The sequence below is a fragment of the Pseudomonas sp. MPB23 genome, from assembly GCF_046605395.1.
In the GTDB taxonomy this organism is placed as follows: Bacteria; Pseudomonadota; Gammaproteobacteria; order Pseudomonadales; family Pseudomonadaceae; genus Aquipseudomonas.
In genome coordinates this window covers 952,261-967,715 of record NZ_CP176771.1, presented here as the reverse complement: position 1 = coordinate 967,715, position 15,455 = coordinate 952,261, and the positions used below count along the sequence as shown (strand labels likewise).

Below are 15,455 nucleotides of genomic sequence, written 5' to 3'. Positions count from 1 at the left end.
AGTCATGACAAAGCCTAGTCAGGCTGCGTCATCCTGCAATCAGAGGGACGGCGGTCACCAATGGTTCCCGCCGCGCCCAAGGATTATTGCTCGGCGATCAACGTTTGGACCTTGAGGATCTGCGCTTGCAGCGTCGCACGGTCCTGGCAACGCAGGTTGGCGTGGCCGACCTTGCGCCCGGTCTTGAACGCCTTGCCGTAGTGGTGCAGGTGGCAGTCGTCGATGGCGATGACCTGTTCAACCGGCGGCACCACGCCGATGAAGTTGAGCATGGCGCTCTCGCCCACCTTGGCCGTGGAGCCCAGCGGCAAGCCCGCCACCGCGCGCAGGTGGTTCTCGAACTGGCTGCACTCGGCGCCTTCGGTGGTCCAGTGCCCGGAGTTGTGCACACGCGGGGCGATTTCGTTGGCCTTGAGGCCACCGTCGACTTCAAAGAACTCGAATGCCATCACACCGACATAATCCAGTTGCTTGAGCACCCGGCTGGAATAGTCTTCGGCCAGTGCCTGCAACGGATGGTCGGTGCTCGCCACGGACAGCTTGAGGATGCCGTTTTCGTGGGTGTTGTGCACCAGCGGGTAGAAGCGGGTTTCGCCATCGCGGGCACGCACGGCGATCAGCGAGACTTCGCCGGTGAACGGCACGAAGCCTTCCAGCAGGCAGGCCACGCTGCCCAGTTCGGCGAAGGTGCCGACCACATCGGCGGGGGTGCGCAGGACTTTCTGGCCCTTGCCGTCGTAACCCAGGGTGCGGGTTTTCAGCACAGCCGGCAGGCCGATGCTGGCGACGGCGGCGTCCAGGTCTGCCTGGGACTGGATATCGGCGAACGCCGGCGTCGGAATCCCCAGATCCTTGAACATGCTCTTCTCGAACCAGCGGTCACGGGCGATGCGCAAGGCTTCGGCGCTCGGGTACACCGGCACGAACTGCGCGAGGAAAGCCACGGTTTCGGCCGGAACGCTTTCGAACTCGAAGGTCACCAGGTCGACTTCGTCGGCCAGTTGGCGCAGGTGGTCCGGGTCGCTGTAGTCAGCACGCAGGTGTTCACCCAATGCGGCCGCACAGGCATCCGGCGCCGGGTCCAGGAAAGCGAAGTTCATCCCCAGCGGCGTTCCCGCCAGGGCCAGCATGCGACCCAGTTGGCCGCCACCGATTACACCGATTTTCATGGTCAACAACCTCAGGCGATGCGTGGGTCTGGATTGTCCAGTACGCTTTCTGTCTGCTCAGCACGGAATTTTTTCAGCACCGCGTGGAACTGCGGATGCTTGGCGCCCAGGATGCTGGCGGACAGCAACGCGGCGTTGATCGCGCCGGCCTTGCCGATCGCCAGGGTGGCCACCGGGATACCGGCCGGCATCTGCACGATGGACAACAGCGAATCCACGCCCGAGAGCATCGACGACTGCACCGGCACACCGAGTACCGGCAGGTGGGTCTTGGCCGCACACATGCCTGGCAGGTGCGCTGCACCGCCGGCACCGGCGATGATCACCTCGATGCCACGGGATTCTGCTTCATCGGCATACTGGAACAGCAAGTCCGGGGTGCGGTGGGCAGAGACCACTTTCACTTCATACGGAATGCCGAGTTTTTCCAGCATATCGGCGGTGTGGCTAAGGGTGGACCAATCGGACTTGGAGCCCATGATCACGCCAACCAATGCACTCATCGTCGTGCCTCTTCTCTCTGGGCGCCCGCGGGCGCGTCAAAAAACAACAAGCCACGCGGGAAATCCGGCGTGGCTTGGTGTACGAATTTAGGCCGGTTGGACCGGCCGAAGGCCGCGCAGTATACCGTAATAACGCAGATAAACAGCCCCTCGGATGACCATCTGTCGAGCGGCGCAAACCAGCGACTTTATTGACTTTCAAGTCAGTCAAAAGCACCGCGAAATTGTGTGGGAGGGGGCTTGCTCCCTCCCACATGCCCCTTCCACAGTTAAGCGGTATCGGGCTCAGGTGTTTTGCGCCGCCCCACCTTCGAGTTTGCGCCACAACAACCGCACATTCGCCTTACGCACCAAGGCACAGCGATACAGACGAATCTCCAGCGGCACATGCCACTGCGGCCCGCCACACACCACCAGTTCGCCCCGCGCCAGTTCCGCGCGCACGCTCAGTTGCGGCACCCAGGCAATGCCGAGGCCTTCGAGGGCCATGCTTTTGAGGCTGTCCGCCATGGCGGTTTCGTAGATGGTGGTAAAGCGCAGGGCGCGCTGGCGCAGCAGCAGATTGACGGAACGCCCGAGAAACGCACCCGCGCTGTAAGCCAGAAGCGGCACACTGCCCTCACCTTCCAGGTCGAACAGCGGCTTGCCGTCGGCGTCGGCGCCGCACACCGGCAGCATTTCCGTGTTGCCCAGGTGCAGCGAAGGGAAGATCTCCGGGTCCATCTGCATCGCCGCGTCCGGGTCGTAGAACGCCAGCATCAGATCGCAACCGCCTTCGCGCAGGGCATGCACGGCATCGCCGACGTTAGTCGCGACCAGCCGGGTGGCGATGTTCAGCCCTTCGTTACGCAGTTGCGCGATCCAGCGTGGGAAAAAGCCCAGCGCCAGCGAGTGCGCCGCCGCCACTTGCATGACTTCGCCCTGCCCACCTTCCAGGTGATGCAAATGGCGCAGCACTTCGCCGAGCTGCTCGACCACGGTACGCGCGGTCACCAGGAACAGTTGGCCCGCCGCCGTCAGTTCCACCGGCGTGCGCGAGCGGTTGACCAGGGTCAGGCCCAGCGCGGCTTCGAGGCTGCGGATACGGCGGCTGAACGCCGGCTGGGTGACAAAACGCCGCTCCGCCGCCTGGGAAAAACTGCGCGTCGCCGCCAGGGCGCTGAAGTCTTCCAGCCATTTGCTCTCAAGGTTCATTACGTCCTCCCACGGATACGCACCGTTTTGGCACACACGCCCGCTATGATAACCGGGTCACGCGCGCATTATGCCGTTTGTGCATAGGCCAGTGCTTAACAGCATTGGCCCAAAAACGCCCACAAGCCTAGCATTCGCAGCGTTCCGGCCAGTTCCGGGTCCATATCGAGATGATTTCCGTCATGTCCTCCGCTGCATCATTCCGCACAGAAAAAGACCTGCTTGGCGTACTCGAAGTACCTGCCCAAGCGTATTACGGCATCCAGACCCTGCGAGCGGTGAATAACTTCCGCCTCTCGGGCGTTCCGATTTCGCATTACCCGAAACTGGTGATCGGCCTGGCCATGGTCAAGCAGGCCGCCGCTGATGCCAACCGCGAACTCGGCCAGCTCAGCGAAGCCAAGCACGCGGCCATCAGCGAAGCCTGTGCCCGCCTGATCCGCGGCGACTTCCACGAAGAGTTCGTGGTGGACATGATTCAAGGCGGCGCCGGCACTTCAACCAACATGAATGCCAACGAAGTCATCGCCAACATCGCGTTGGAGGCCATGGGCCACAACAAGGGCGAGTACCAATACCTGCACCCCAACAACGACGTGAACATGGCGCAGTCGACCAACGACGCCTACCCGACCGCGATCCGCCTGGGTCTGCTGTTGGGCCATGACGCACTGCTGGCCAGCCTCGACAGCCTGATCCAGGCGTTCGCCGCCAAGGGCGTCGAGTTCAACCATGTGTTGAAAATGGGCCGCACCCAGTTGCAAGACGCCGTGCCGATGACCCTCGGCCAGGAATTCCGCGCCTTTGCCACCACCCTCAACGAAGACCTGGCCCGCCTGAAAACGCTGGCGCCGGAGCTGCTCACCGAAGTGAACCTGGGCGGCACCGCCATCGGCACCGGCATCAACGCCGACCCGCGCTACCAGGCCCTGGCCGTGCAACGCCTGGCCACCATCAGCGGCCAGCCGCTGGTACCGGCGGCGGACTTGATCGAAGCCACCTCCGACATGGGCGCCTTCGTGCTGTTCTCCGGCATGCTCAAGCGCACCGCGGTCAAGCTGTCGAAGATCTGCAACGACCTGCGCCTGCTGTCCAGCGGCCCACGCACCGGCATCAACGAGATCAACCTGCCGGCCCGCCAGCCGGGCAGTTCGATCATGCCTGGCAAGGTCAACCCGGTGATCCCGGAAGCCGTCAACCAAGTGGCCTTCCAGGTGATCGGCAACGACCTGGCCCTGACCATGGCAGCCGAAGGCGGCCAACTGCAGTTGAACGTGATGGAGCCGCTGATCGCCTTCAAGATCTTCGACTCGATCCGCCTGCTGCAACGCGCCATGGACATGCTGCGCGAGCACTGCATCGTCGGCATCACCGCCAACGAAGCGCGCTGCCGCGAACTGGTGGAGCACTCCATCGGCCTGGTCACCGCACTGAACCCGTACATCGGCTATGAAAACGCCACCCGCATCGCGCGTATCGCCCTCGAAAGCGGCCGCGGCGTGCTGGAACTGGTGCGCGAAGAAGGCTTGCTCGACGACGCCATGCTCGACGACATCCTGCGCCCCGAAAACATGATTGCCCCACGTTTGGTGCCGCTGAAGGCCTAACCGTTGGTTGCACCGCTCACCAGGTTGAGGGACTAGACACCTCTCACCTTTTGAGGGCCTGAAGACTCGTTCTCCAGGCCCTTTTTTTGCCTGTAGGCGCGAGCTTGCCCGCGAAAACCCCGAGAACGCCGCAGAGATTCAGGATCCCCGCATCATCATTGACGTTCCCGCATGCTGAAACCTTTAATCAGCTCAGGAAGACGGATTACGTTCGCCTAGGTATAGTGCCGCCCCTCTTCGCGCCAGCGGCCGTCGGTAACGAGGCCCGGATACACGCGAAACCGCATGAATAACAACACCCGCAAAAGGATCGGGTCGAGCCGTCGCGCACTGCCTGGTGCCCGGCGACAGCGTCGAACCGTCCTGCGTTTGCCATTAGAAAAATCAGCGAGGAACACTCCATGCTCGAACTCATCAACGGCTTCCTCTCCGGGAAAGTCCTGATCGTGCTCATTGTCGGGCTCGGCGGCTACTTCACGATCCGCTCGCGTTTCGTTCAGTTGCGTCACTTTTTCCACATGTTTTCGGTGTTTCGCGACAGCCTGAAAAACAGCTCCGACCAGCTCAGCTCGTTCCAGGCGCTGATGCTCAGCCTCGCCGGCCGTGTCGGTGCCGGTAACATCGCAGGCGTCGGTATTGCCGTGACCCTCGGCGGCCCGGGCGCCGTGTTCTGGATGTGGGTCACTGCCCTGGTGGGCATGTCGTCGAGCTTTATCGAGTGCTCCCTCGGCCAGTTGTACAAGCGCACCGACACCGAAGGCACCTTCCGTGGCGGCCCGGCCTATTACATTCAGCACGGCCTGCAAAAACGCGGGCTGGCCATGCTCATGGCGTTCCTGCTGCTGGTGACCTTCGGGTTTGCCTTCAACGGCCTGCAAGCCCATGCCGTGACCCACTCGCTGAACAACGCCTTTGGCCTGGACACCACCTACACCGGTCTTGCGCTCGCAGCCTTGCTGGGCCTGGTGTTCATCGGCGGGATCAAGCGCATCGCCTCGATCGCCGACCTGCTGGTGCCGGTCAAGACCTTGATCTACATCGCCGTGACCCTGTACGTGATCGTGCTGCAATTCGACCACGTGCCGGCCATGCTCGCGACCATCGTCAAGAGCGCTTTCGGCCTCGACCAAGCCTTCGGCGGCCTGGTGGGCAGCGCAATCATCATGGGCGTGAAGCGCGGCGTGTTCGCCAACGAAGCCGGTTTGGGCAGTGCGCCTAACGTGGCCGCCGTCGCGTCGGTGGAACATCCGATCGCCCAGGGTGTGGTGCAGGCGTTCAGCGTGTTCCTCGACACCTTCGTGATCTGCACCTGCACCGCCTTGCTGATCCTGCTCTCCGGCTTCTACACCCCGGGCTTCGAAGGCGACGGCATTGCCCTGACCCAGAACTCCCTGGCGGCCGTGGTCGGCGAATGGGGCCGGATGTTCATCTCGGTGGCCCTGGCGTTATTCGTGTTCACCTCGATCATGTACAACTACTACCTCGGCGAGAGCAACCTGCGCTTTTTGGTCGGTCACAACCGCTGGGTGCTGATGGGCTATCGCGCGCTGGTGCTGGTGCTGATTTTCTGGGGTTCCATCGAAGACCTGACCACCGTGTTCGCCTTCGCCGACATCACCATGACCCTGCTGGCATTCGTCAACCTGTTCGCCCTGGCGTTCCTGTTCAAGATCGCCATGCGCATCCTGAACGACTACGACAACCAGCGCGCGGCGGGCATCAAGACCCCGGTGTTCGACTCCAGCCAGTTCCCCGATCTGGACCTGGACCGCAAGGCCTGGCCGGCCAATCCGGTGAAACCGCAAGCCGCTCCATCGGCTGAACTGAACGCTCAAGTGCAACACTGAGCGTAGGCAGATGACACGCCGCCCGGCCTTGGGCATGCTCTGGGCCCGGCGGCGTTTTTCGTTCAGGAGAGTCTTCAATGCAATCAGCTAACCACGTCATGGTGCTCTATACCGGCGGCACCATCGGCATGCAGGCCAGCGCCAACGGCCTGGCCCCGGCATCCGGTTTCGAAGCGCGCATGCGCGAACAGCTTGCCGATGCCCCCGTGCCGGCCTGGCGCTTCCGGGAAATGTCGCCGTTGATCGACAGCGCCAACATGACCCCCGCCTACTGGCAACGCCTGCGCAGCGCGGTGGTCGAGGCGGTGGACGAGGGCTGCGATGCGGTGCTGATCCTGCACGGCACCGACACCCTGGCCTACAGCGCGGCGGCCATGAGCTTTCAACTGCTGGGCCTGCCGGCACCGGTGGTGTTTACCGGTTCGATGCTGCCCGCCGGCGTGCCCGACAGCGATGCCTGGGAAAACGTCAGCGGTGCGCTGGCGGCGCTGGGCCAAGGCCTGGCCGCGGGCGTGCACCTGTTCTTCCACGGCGCGCTGATGGCGCCGACCCGCTGCGCGAAGATCCGCAGTTTCGGTCGCCACCCGTTCGCCGCGCTGCAGCGCAACGGCGGCGTGGCCAAGGCCGAGACGCTGCCCGCCGCCCTGGATTACCGTCAACCCAAAGCCCTGGCCAATGTCGGCGTGTTGCCGCTGGTGCCGGGCATCGCCGCCGGGCAACTGGATGCGCTGATCGACAGCGGCCTCCAGGCGCTGGTGCTCGAATGCTACGGCAGCGGCACCGGGCCCAGCGATAACCCGGCGTTCCTCGCCAGCCTCCAGCGCGCACAGGATCAGGGCGTGGTGGTGGTGGCGATCACCCAATGCCATGAAGGCGGCGTGGAACTGGATGTGTACGAAGCCGGCAGCCGTCTGCGTGGCGTGGGCGTGCTGTCCGGCGGCGGCATGACCCGCGAGGCCGCGTTCGGCAAGCTCAATGCCTTGATCGGCGCCGGGCTGGCCAACGCCGAGATTCGCCGCCTGGTCGAACTGGACCTGTGCGCCGAGCTGAGTTGAGCGTCGATACATAGTCACACCGGTTTCTGAGCGGTTGGTGCTTAGCATGGAAAACCCGAGTCTTTCTCTCGGGTTATTTCCATCCACCGGCCCCCCAGGAACGCCCCATGACCTCTTCAACTTCCACCGCCCAGGACCCGCCCGCGAACAGCGACCCGACCCAGGAACTGATCGCACAGTTCTATGCCGGGCCGTCCTTTCGCGAGGTCGCCAGCGAGTTATTGCGCCAGGCGCTGAACGAGCAATATCCGACCCTGAACATCGACCCGGACAGCACGCTGATGGGCGCGCCTACCTGGTCGCTCGTCGACGACCAGATCGTGGCCGGGCCGCCCGAGTATCACGCACTCAGCGACTTGTTGGCGCGCCAGGCCGTGCTGGCAATACCGACGCAGTGCATCGAGGGCGAGCACTTTCTCACCCGGCAACCGCTCACCGAGCCGCCGCTGCATTTGCCCGTGCGCATGACCGATATCGCGAAAATCCTCAACACCCGCGCCCCGGTGATGCTCAGTGGCTACCAGGCGCACTTGGTGGATTTCTGGAACGACAGCAGCACCAAAGGGCCGCGCTGGCAGGAACTGTCCAACACCCTGCGCAACGGCTGGAATGCCCAGGGCGTCGAGGCCTGGAATGAAACCGACTGCGCCATGGCCCGCCGGCTGTTTCGCCTGCCCGACCGCGACAGCCGACAAGTCGATGACCCCTATGGGAGCAAAGCCTGCATCGTCGAAATCGAACAGACCGACGGCACTCGGAGCAAAGGCTTCACCCCGCTGAAAATCGCGGTGCTGTCAGGTCGCCACGAGGGCCGCACGATCATCCTCTGTTACTCCCTGCTCAAGGGCTACGAGAAGTTCGACTCGCAGGAACAACTGGGCAAATCGCTGCCGGACCATCTAGGGCCACAGACGAACCGCACCACGCTGCAATGGCGCTTGTTCGAGCCCGAAGGCGATTTTTTCGATCATCTGGCCTGTGCATTCATCGGCCAGCAGGTGCGCGCGGTCGGCGCCATGGATCTTTCGCAACTGCGCCAGAGCAGCCCGGACCGCATCAACACGGCCTTGAACTCGACCCCGGGCGCCCATGATGTACCCGCCACCACGGGGCCCGGCCTTGAGTGGTATCGCAGCGCCCTGCCCGACTGGTTGAGCAACGCCGCCACCAGCGACCTGAACAACTATGCCCGCCACCTCAAGGACCTCGCGGCGCTCAACACCGCGAACGCCGGCCAGACGTACCTGGACGATATCCCCAGCATCGAGCAGTACGCCCTTGAGCAGATCAAGGACCAGATCCTCCTGGACCATCCCGATGCCCAACACCTGCCGGTGGAGAACATCCGCGTGCGCGTGCAAAGCGTGGTGGTCTGGGGCGCCTTCACCGTGCCAGGGGCCTACGACACGCGCACCTTCACCCTGGTGGAGCTGGCCCTGCAGAACTTGATCGCCCTGCCCTTGGGTAATAAAACGATCCAGTTGGAAAACGCGGCAACGCTGCCCGACTGGATGACCGTGGACTACGCGGAACGCATCATCCAACAGGTCGATGTCGGCAAGTATTACCCGGAACTGATCAAGACCAAGTTGCTGGATATCCGCCAGGAATCGACCCGCCGCAACACCCTGTACACCCAACAGTTGCGCATCCAACTGCCGCTGATGGCGCTGCAGAGCAAGCTGCGCCAACAGAACGGGATCAATGAGCAGGGCTACCGTTACATCACCGCGCTGATGGCCATCGATGCCCATGAGCACAACGTGAATGGCCAGGCCGTTGTCATGCGTAAGCTGGCCTTTGCGCCCACGCGCCGCCGGGATGGGTCCTACGACGTGGTGACCAACATGTACGTGATCGGCCCTCAGGATATGGCCGCCGGACCGTGCCTGCTCTATCGCCCCATGCTCAACCCGCCGTTGGTGCAATACGCCTCGCCGGCCAACCTGATCTACGCCGTGGCGCAATCGCCCGAATTGCGCGACTCGGTACTGGCGTGGCTGCCCGATGCGGCACGCGAGGACTACGCCAACTACGTGTTTCCAGGAAACCTGCCATCGCCTTGGGCAGTGGCCGACTATTTGGTGGAGCCCGACAAGCTGTGGACCCTGAGCGGCCCGATGACGCTGGCCAACGTCGTGCTCAGCGGCGACCTGCCGGCCACGCTGTTCAAGGCCAATGCCCAGGCATCGGCGACCCTGGCTGATCGCCAGTCGGTGTCCAACGCGGAAAGCCGCTGGGCGACGCTCAAGCAGGCCGGCTGGACACTGCTCAGTGCCGTGCTGCCGTTCCTCAGCCCGACCCTCGGCACCGCCGCCTGGATCTGGCAGATCTTCGATCAACTGCAAGAGTGGGTCGACGCCGAAAACCGGCGGGACAACCGCGCCCAATGGGCGGCGCTGACCGATGTGCTGCTCAACCTCGGCCTGGCGATCACCCTGCATATCGCCACACGCCATCAGCCAGCCGGCAAAGCCCTCGCCGCGCGACCGGAAGCCGAACGGCCGGTCAAACCGATCGTGCTCAAACAGCTCGCCACCCACTCATCCTCCGACCTGCCGCCCGGCACCCTTTCACCGCTGAACATCAGTGGCGCCGTCAACCGCCGCCCCGAACAGCTGATCAGCGTGCTGGACAGTTTCAAGGTGCAAAAACCCACGACCTTGAGCGCCGCCATCACCGAAGAGGGCACCTACCAACACCTGTACCGCTCGGGGCAGCGGTACTACGTCCCAGTCGGCCAGCGCTGGTTCGAAGTGTCGGCGCAAGCCGACGAGCCGGTATTCATCATTGATCCGAACCAGCCGCAACGCAGCGGCCCGGCGCTGCTGCGCAATGCCGCCGGCCAATGGTTCATCGACACGCGCCTGCGCCTGCGCGGCGGTGGCCCCAAGCGCGCACTGCGGCGTGCGAGCCTCAAGGCCGAGGAAAATGCCATGCAGATGCGCGACAAATTGCAGGCGTTCGAAAAAACCAAAAGGACGTTGTCCCTGGAATTGCAACAAGCCCGCGCGGACATGAGCGACGCGCCAGGCACCTCCGCCGAGGCCAAGCGCGAGCTGTATCTGCAAAAGCTCCAGGCCCAGCGCACGGACTACGAAACAGCCCTGCAACATCTCAAGCAACTGAACGTGTTCGATCCCGTCTCCGACTACCAGCCCAGGGCCCTGGCCTATTTGAACGCGCAGCTGGATTTATCCGAAGCGGGTATCAATGAAGCCCTGCGCACCTTCACACCGGCGTTTCGCAAGGTACTGGACCAGATCGAGCGCCAGGCCCAGGCGCCTCGGGAGCGCCATATCGGCGACGCACGACGATTGATCGACACCACCCAGGACATGATCGAGCGCCTGGACTATGTACAGTCGCGCTTCGATCAACTGCGCAAACTGCCGTCCGAGGGCTTGCGCCAGATCCGCGAACGCAGGAAGCGCTTGCCCGCCTACACCAGCGATGAACTCAAGGCCGTGCAGGTGACCTTGTCGCGCAACCTGTGCCTGACCGAAGCCTCCCTGGAGAGCACGCCCGAGGCCTGGGCGGCACTGGACACGATCGTCAACAGCGCCGACATCGCGGTCCAGGCCCTGCGCGATACCTTGCAGGAACGCAACGAAGCGCGCCTGGATGAACGGATCGAAGCGCTGGGCAGCCTGACCGGGCAATTTGCGCTGATCAGCGAGCGCCTGGAAGACCTGCCCCAAGACTTTGCCGACGCCATCATTCCCGAACAGTTGGAAAAACTGCGCAGCAAAATGCGCGACTACGCCAGGGACACGCAGGCACAGCTAGCGCAGTTGCATCTGGACCGGGACGCGCTCAGAAACCGACCCACACCGCCTCACACACCGCCCACGCCGCTGAAAAAATTCATCCACACCCGCTACGACGGTGTGTTGATCGGTGAGCCGCGCCACAGCGGAGTCGGACCTGAAAGCGACCTGGTGGACATCAAGTCCCCCATCACTCAGCAGATCATCGCCACCTATCACAAGAAGGATCAGGACGTGTGGGTACAGCGGATTACCACGCCGCCGGAGCCCCGTCCGCCGACACCGGATATCCAGGTCGCCCTCGATAAGGCCCAGGCCTTTATCGATGGCCTGAAAACCTTCAAGGCCCGCGCCGACGAGCAAGCGCAAAAGCCGACACGCAGCGCCGTCGGCGTCGAATACCTGTATCACCAGCACGCCCTGCTGCTGGAAGAAACCGACCAAGCCCTCGAACACGCCTCGTCACAGCCCCAACTCAGTACTGAACAGCAGCGCCGCGCCGCGATCCTCAGTCGAAAACTCAAGGAGGCGACAGCCGAACTCTATCAAGCGGCCAACCAGCACATGCTGCGCATGATCAAGGACCAGCCACCCACCGTTGCCGGAGTGGAATGGCTGCAGCAGCGCCGTGAGATCACCCTGTATAAAACCACGAGCCGGCGGCGGCTCAAGGGCGCCAAGCCGGACTTCCTGGATGAATACACCATCGTTGATCACATTAACGACGAAGTGCTCTGGTACGCGCACTTTCATTATTCGACGTCCTGGACACCGGCCAAGGCGTTTATTTCGGCGCGGTTGAAAACACCGGAGGAGCGCAACCTGGGTGCGGCGGCCGACTCCCTCAATCGCTTGAATTCACAGCAACGGCTTGATTACTACCGCAGCGAAATCAACCTGGAGCAGGCCCGCCGACTGTTCTTCAACCTCTGACCGGCCTGTGCCCACGGCATGGGAATTGCTCGTTCCAGGCATCATTGGCTGGGATTGGCCCCTATGCTGCACTCGCACCTGACCACCCTCAACGCCGTCTCGCTGGTGCTGGAGGCCTTCAGCACCCAGGGCATCGCCCCTGAGGTGCTGCTGGCCGGCAGCGGCATTGCCGGGGCGGACTTGCACCAACCCGATACACGCATCACCACGCGCCAGGAGATGCAGGTGTGCGCCAACGCCGTGGCCCTGCGCCAGGACATCGGCCTGGACCTGGGCCAGCGCATGCATGTGTCGGCCTACGGCATGCTCGGCTATGCCCTGCTCACCAGTGCCACCTTCGGTGACGCTTTGCGCCTGGCCCTGCGCTACCCGGCGCTGTTGGGAACACTTTTCGAGCTGAGCCTGGAGGAAGACGGCCAGCGGGTCTGGTTCACGGCCGGCGATTATCGCGAAGACCCGGCGCTGGCCGCGTTCAATATCGAGTTGTGCCTGGCCTCGCTCAAGGTCATCTGCGACGACTTGCTCGGGCGCCCGCTGCCCTTGTTGGGCGCGCGCTTCGACTACCCGGCGCCGGCTTACCAGGCGCGCTATGGCGAACGCTTCGCCTGCCCGTTGCACTTCGAGGCCGGTCGCAATGCGTTTGCCTTCGACCGCCAGTGGCTGGATCAACCGCTGCCCCTGGCCGACGCCGTCACCCACCGCGCCATGGCCGAGCGTTGCCGCAAGCAGAACACCGAGTTCACCGGACGCCAGGCATGGCTGGGCCGCGTGCGTCAGCGCCTGGCCACGCAACTGCACGCCGCGCCGGGCCTGGACCGGCTGGCCGAGCAATTGAACTGCTCGTCGCGCACCTTGCGCCGGCACCTGCACGACCTGGGCAGCAGCTATCAGGAACTGCTCGACGAGTTGCGTTTCGAGCAGGCCAAGCAGTGGCTGGCCGACGACGCGATGCCCATCCACTGCATTGCCGAACGCCTGGGCTTCAGCGAAACCGCCAGTTTCCGCCACGCCTTCGTGCGCTGGAGCGGGGTCGCGCCGAGCCAGTTCCGGCCCTGAGCCCCGCCAACGGGTGGGGTGAATACGGACAGTGCATTTGGCCATATCCATCCCCTTTTGGCCGCTCCTGCCGTTCTCTTGCCGCGCCGGCGAGGCAACACTGCAAGGCACCGACCCACGCCTGCGAGAACAACAATATGCTGACGATCTACTCGGACGATCACCATCTGCACCACGGCCGCTGCGAATTGATCGACGGGCAACTGATGCCCTGTTTCGAAATGCCCTCCCGCGCCGACCATGTGCTGCAACGGGTCAAGGACCGCGAACTGGGCCCGGTGCAAGCGCCCGAGGACTTTGGGCTGGCGCCGCTGCAACGCATCCACAGCCGCGACTATCTGGATTTCTTCAAAGGCGCCTGGGAACGCTGGACCCACTTCGGCCAGGACGGCGACCTGCTGCCCTACACCTGGCCCGCGCGCACCTTGCGCCAGGTATTGCCCACCAGCCTGCACGGCCAGTTGGGTTACTACAGCTTCGACGGCGGCGCGCCCATCACCGCCGGCACGTGGCAGGCCGCCTACAGCGCCGCGCAAGTGGCACTGACCGCGCAACAGGCGATCCAGCAAGGCGCCCCGGCGGCGTTCGCCCTGTGCCGACCACCGGGACACCACGCCGCCGGCGACTTGATGGGGGGTTATTGCTACCTCAACAACGCGGCCATCGCCGCCCAGGCGTTTCTCGATCAGGGTCGCCACAAGGTGGCGATCCTCGACGTCGACTATCACCACGGCAACGGCACCCAATCAATTTTCTACGCACGCAACGACGTGCTCTTCGCCTCCATCCACGGCGACCCCGCGGCGGAATTTCCGTTTTTCCTGGGCTATGCCGATGAGCGCGGCGAAGGCGCCGGCGAAGGCTTCAACTTCAATTACCCGCTGCCGGCCGGGTCCGGTTGGGCGCGCTGGAACGCGGCACTGGAAAGCGCCTGCGCCGAGATCGACCGCTACGGCGCCGATGTCGTGGTGGTCTCGCTCGGCGTGGATACGTTCAAGGATGACCCGATCTCGCAGTTCAAGCTCGACAGCCCGGATTACCTGGCGATGGGGCAGCGCATCGCCCAGTTGGGCAAGCCGACGCTGTTCGTGATGGAAGGCGGTTATGCGGTGGAAGAAATCGGCATCAATGCCGTCAACGTTCTCGAAGGTTTTGAAGGGGCTACCCAATGAAGATGCTCAAGTCACTTGTGCTTTGCGCGGCCGTTCTGGGCGGCGCGGCCCATGCCGAAGAAAAAACCCTGCGGGTCTACAACTGGTTCGACTACATCACCCCCAAAGCCCTGGAGGACTTCAAGGCGCAGAACCCCAACATCAAACTGGTGTACGACATTTTCGACACCAACGAGGCCCTGGAAGCCAAGCTGCTGACCGGCAACTCCGGCTATGACGTGGTGGTGCCGTCCAACGTGTTCCTGGCCAAGCAGATCGAGGCCGGCGTGTTCCAGCCCCTGGACCGCAGCCAGTTGCCCAACTGGAACCACCTGGACCCCAAGCTGATGAAGCTGATCGAGGCCAACGACCCCGGTAACAAATTCGCCGTGCCCTACATGTACGGCACCATCCTCATCGGCTTCAACCGCGACAAGGTCAAGGCCGCACTGGGCGACAACGCGCCGGTGGACAGCTGGGACCTGATCTTCAAGGAAGAGAACATCAGCAAGCTCAAGGCCTGCGGCGTGGCCCTGCTCGACTCGCCGTCGGAGATCCTGCCCCTGGCCCTGCAACACCTGGGCCTGGACCCCAACAGCAACAACCCCAAGGACTATGAAAAAGCCGAAGCACTGCTGCTCAAGATCCGCCCCTACATCACCTACTTTCACTCCTCCAAGTACATGGCCGACATCGCCAATGGCGACATCTGCGTGGCGGTGGGCTACTCCGGCAGCTTCTCCCAGGCCGCCAACCGCGCCAAGGAAGCCAAGAATGGCGTGATCGTAGACATGCGCCTGCCCAAAGAGGGCGCACCGATCTGGTTCGATATGCTCGCCATCCCCAAAGGCGCGAAGAACCCGCAGGATGCCTACACCTTCATCAACTACCTGCTGCAACCCCAGGTGATCGCGCCGATCAGCGATTTCGTCGGCTACCCCAACCCGAACAAGGACGCCACCGACCAGGTCGACCCGGCGATCCGCAACAACCCCAACCTGTACCCGACCGAGGCGGCGATGGCCACGCTCTACACCTTGAAACCGCTGGACAGCAAGGCCGAGCGCGCCAGGACCCGGGCCTGGACCAAGATCAAATCGGGCACCTGACCGCCCCGCCACACCGGGCTCAGACTAACTAATTACCCCTCTCGCCAGCCCTCGCCGCTTT

10 protein-coding genes are annotated in these 15,455 nt (G+C 63.4%); 7 read left to right on the top strand and 3 right to left on the bottom strand.

What is annotated here, in order from left to right; translation table 11 throughout:
- Positions 1–83 precede the first annotated feature (83 nt).
- The 3 genes from ACLH0J_RS04310 to ACLH0J_RS04300 all read right to left on the bottom strand — a co-directional run bounded on the left by ACLH0J_RS04310 (position 84) and on the right by ACLH0J_RS04300 (position 2,866).
- The gene (locus ACLH0J_RS04310) at positions 84–1,169 is read right to left on the bottom strand and encodes a 5-(carboxyamino)imidazole ribonucleotide synthase (RefSeq protein WP_411391004.1); all 1,086 of its coding nucleotides are present in this window, start codon (positions 1,167–1,169) and stop codon (positions 84–86) included.
- A gap of 11 nt (positions 1,170–1,180) precedes the next feature.
- Positions 1,181–1,672: a 5-(carboxyamino)imidazole ribonucleotide mutase gene (gene purE / locus ACLH0J_RS04305; RefSeq protein ID WP_321145336.1), complete on the bottom strand. Its 492-nt coding sequence runs from the start codon at positions 1,670–1,672 to the stop codon at positions 1,181–1,183.
- A gap of 285 nt (positions 1,673–1,957) precedes the next feature.
- On the bottom strand, positions 1,958–2,866 hold the full coding sequence (locus ACLH0J_RS04300; protein ID WP_411391003.1) for a LysR substrate-binding domain-containing protein: 909 nt from the start codon (positions 2,864–2,866) through the stop codon (positions 1,958–1,960).
- 182 nt (positions 2,867–3,048) lie between these two features.
- On the opposite strand from ACLH0J_RS04300, the gene aspA reads away from it, so the two are divergent.
- From aspA to ACLH0J_RS04265, 7 genes are all read left to right on the top strand, one after another.
- Positions 3,049–4,473, top strand: coding sequence for an aspartate ammonia-lyase (aspA, locus tag ACLH0J_RS04295; RefSeq protein WP_411391002.1), 1,425 nt, complete (start codon positions 3,049–3,051; stop codon positions 4,471–4,473).
- Positions 4,474–4,874: 401 nt separating this feature from the next.
- On the top strand, positions 4,875–6,320 hold the full coding sequence (locus tag ACLH0J_RS04290; RefSeq protein WP_411391001.1) for an alanine/glycine:cation symporter family protein: 1,446 nt from the start codon (positions 4,875–4,877) through the stop codon (positions 6,318–6,320).
- 77 nt (positions 6,321–6,397) lie between these two features.
- A complete protein-coding gene (locus tag ACLH0J_RS04285) occupies positions 6,398–7,375 on the top strand; it encodes an asparaginase (protein ID WP_411391000.1) in 978 nt (325 codons plus the stop codon).
- A gap of 107 nt (positions 7,376–7,482) precedes the next feature.
- Positions 7,483–12,078, top strand: a complete 4,596-nt coding sequence (locus tag ACLH0J_RS04280; protein ID WP_411390999.1) for a hypothetical protein — start codon at positions 7,483–7,485, stop codon at positions 12,076–12,078.
- A 63-nt stretch (positions 12,079–12,141) separates the two neighbouring features.
- Positions 12,142–13,134, top strand: a complete 993-nt coding sequence (locus ACLH0J_RS04275) for an AraC family transcriptional regulator (RefSeq protein WP_411390998.1) — start codon at positions 12,142–12,144, stop codon at positions 13,132–13,134.
- Between the two features lie 137 nt (positions 13,135–13,271).
- Positions 13,272–14,306 carry a histone deacetylase family protein gene (locus ACLH0J_RS04270; protein WP_411390997.1) on the top strand — a complete coding sequence of 345 codons (1,035 nt, stop codon included), beginning with the start codon at positions 13,272–13,274 and terminating at the stop codon, positions 14,304–14,306.
- Positions 14,303–15,394 (top strand): polyamine ABC transporter substrate-binding protein, encoded by a 1,092-nt coding sequence (locus tag ACLH0J_RS04265; protein ID WP_411390996.1) that lies wholly within the window; start codon positions 14,303–14,305, stop codon positions 15,392–15,394. The genes ACLH0J_RS04270 and ACLH0J_RS04265 overlap by 4 nt, the downstream gene beginning before the upstream one ends.
- Positions 15,395–15,455: the final 61 nt, after the last annotated feature.

What these genes read in the sequence shown, in the direction of transcription:
- ACLH0J_RS04310 (WP_411391004.1), bottom strand. Translation starts at nt 1,169, where the DNA reads ATGAAAATCGGTGTAATCGGTGGCGGCCAACTGGGTCGCATGCTGGCC.
- purE (WP_321145336.1), bottom strand. Translation starts at nt 1,672, where the DNA reads ATGAGTGCATTGGTTGGCGTGATCATGGGCTCCAAGTCCGATTGGTCC.
- ACLH0J_RS04300 (WP_411391003.1), bottom strand. Translation starts at nt 2,866, where the DNA reads ATGAACCTTGAGAGCAAATGGCTGGAAGACTTCAGCGCCCTGGCGGCG.
- aspA (WP_411391002.1), top strand. Translation starts at nt 3,049, where the DNA reads ATGTCCTCCGCTGCATCATTCCGCACAGAAAAAGACCTGCTTGGCGTA.
- ACLH0J_RS04290 (WP_411391001.1), top strand. Translation starts at nt 4,875, where the DNA reads ATGCTCGAACTCATCAACGGCTTCCTCTCCGGGAAAGTCCTGATCGTG.
- ACLH0J_RS04285 (WP_411391000.1), top strand. Translation starts at nt 6,398, where the DNA reads ATGCAATCAGCTAACCACGTCATGGTGCTCTATACCGGCGGCACCATC.
- ACLH0J_RS04280 (WP_411390999.1), top strand. Translation starts at nt 7,483, where the DNA reads ATGACCTCTTCAACTTCCACCGCCCAGGACCCGCCCGCGAACAGCGAC.
- ACLH0J_RS04275 (WP_411390998.1), top strand. Translation starts at nt 12,142, where the DNA reads ATGCTGCACTCGCACCTGACCACCCTCAACGCCGTCTCGCTGGTGCTG.
- ACLH0J_RS04270 (WP_411390997.1), top strand. Translation starts at nt 13,272, where the DNA reads ATGCTGACGATCTACTCGGACGATCACCATCTGCACCACGGCCGCTGC.
- ACLH0J_RS04265 (WP_411390996.1), top strand. Translation starts at nt 14,303, where the DNA reads ATGAAGATGCTCAAGTCACTTGTGCTTTGCGCGGCCGTTCTGGGCGGC.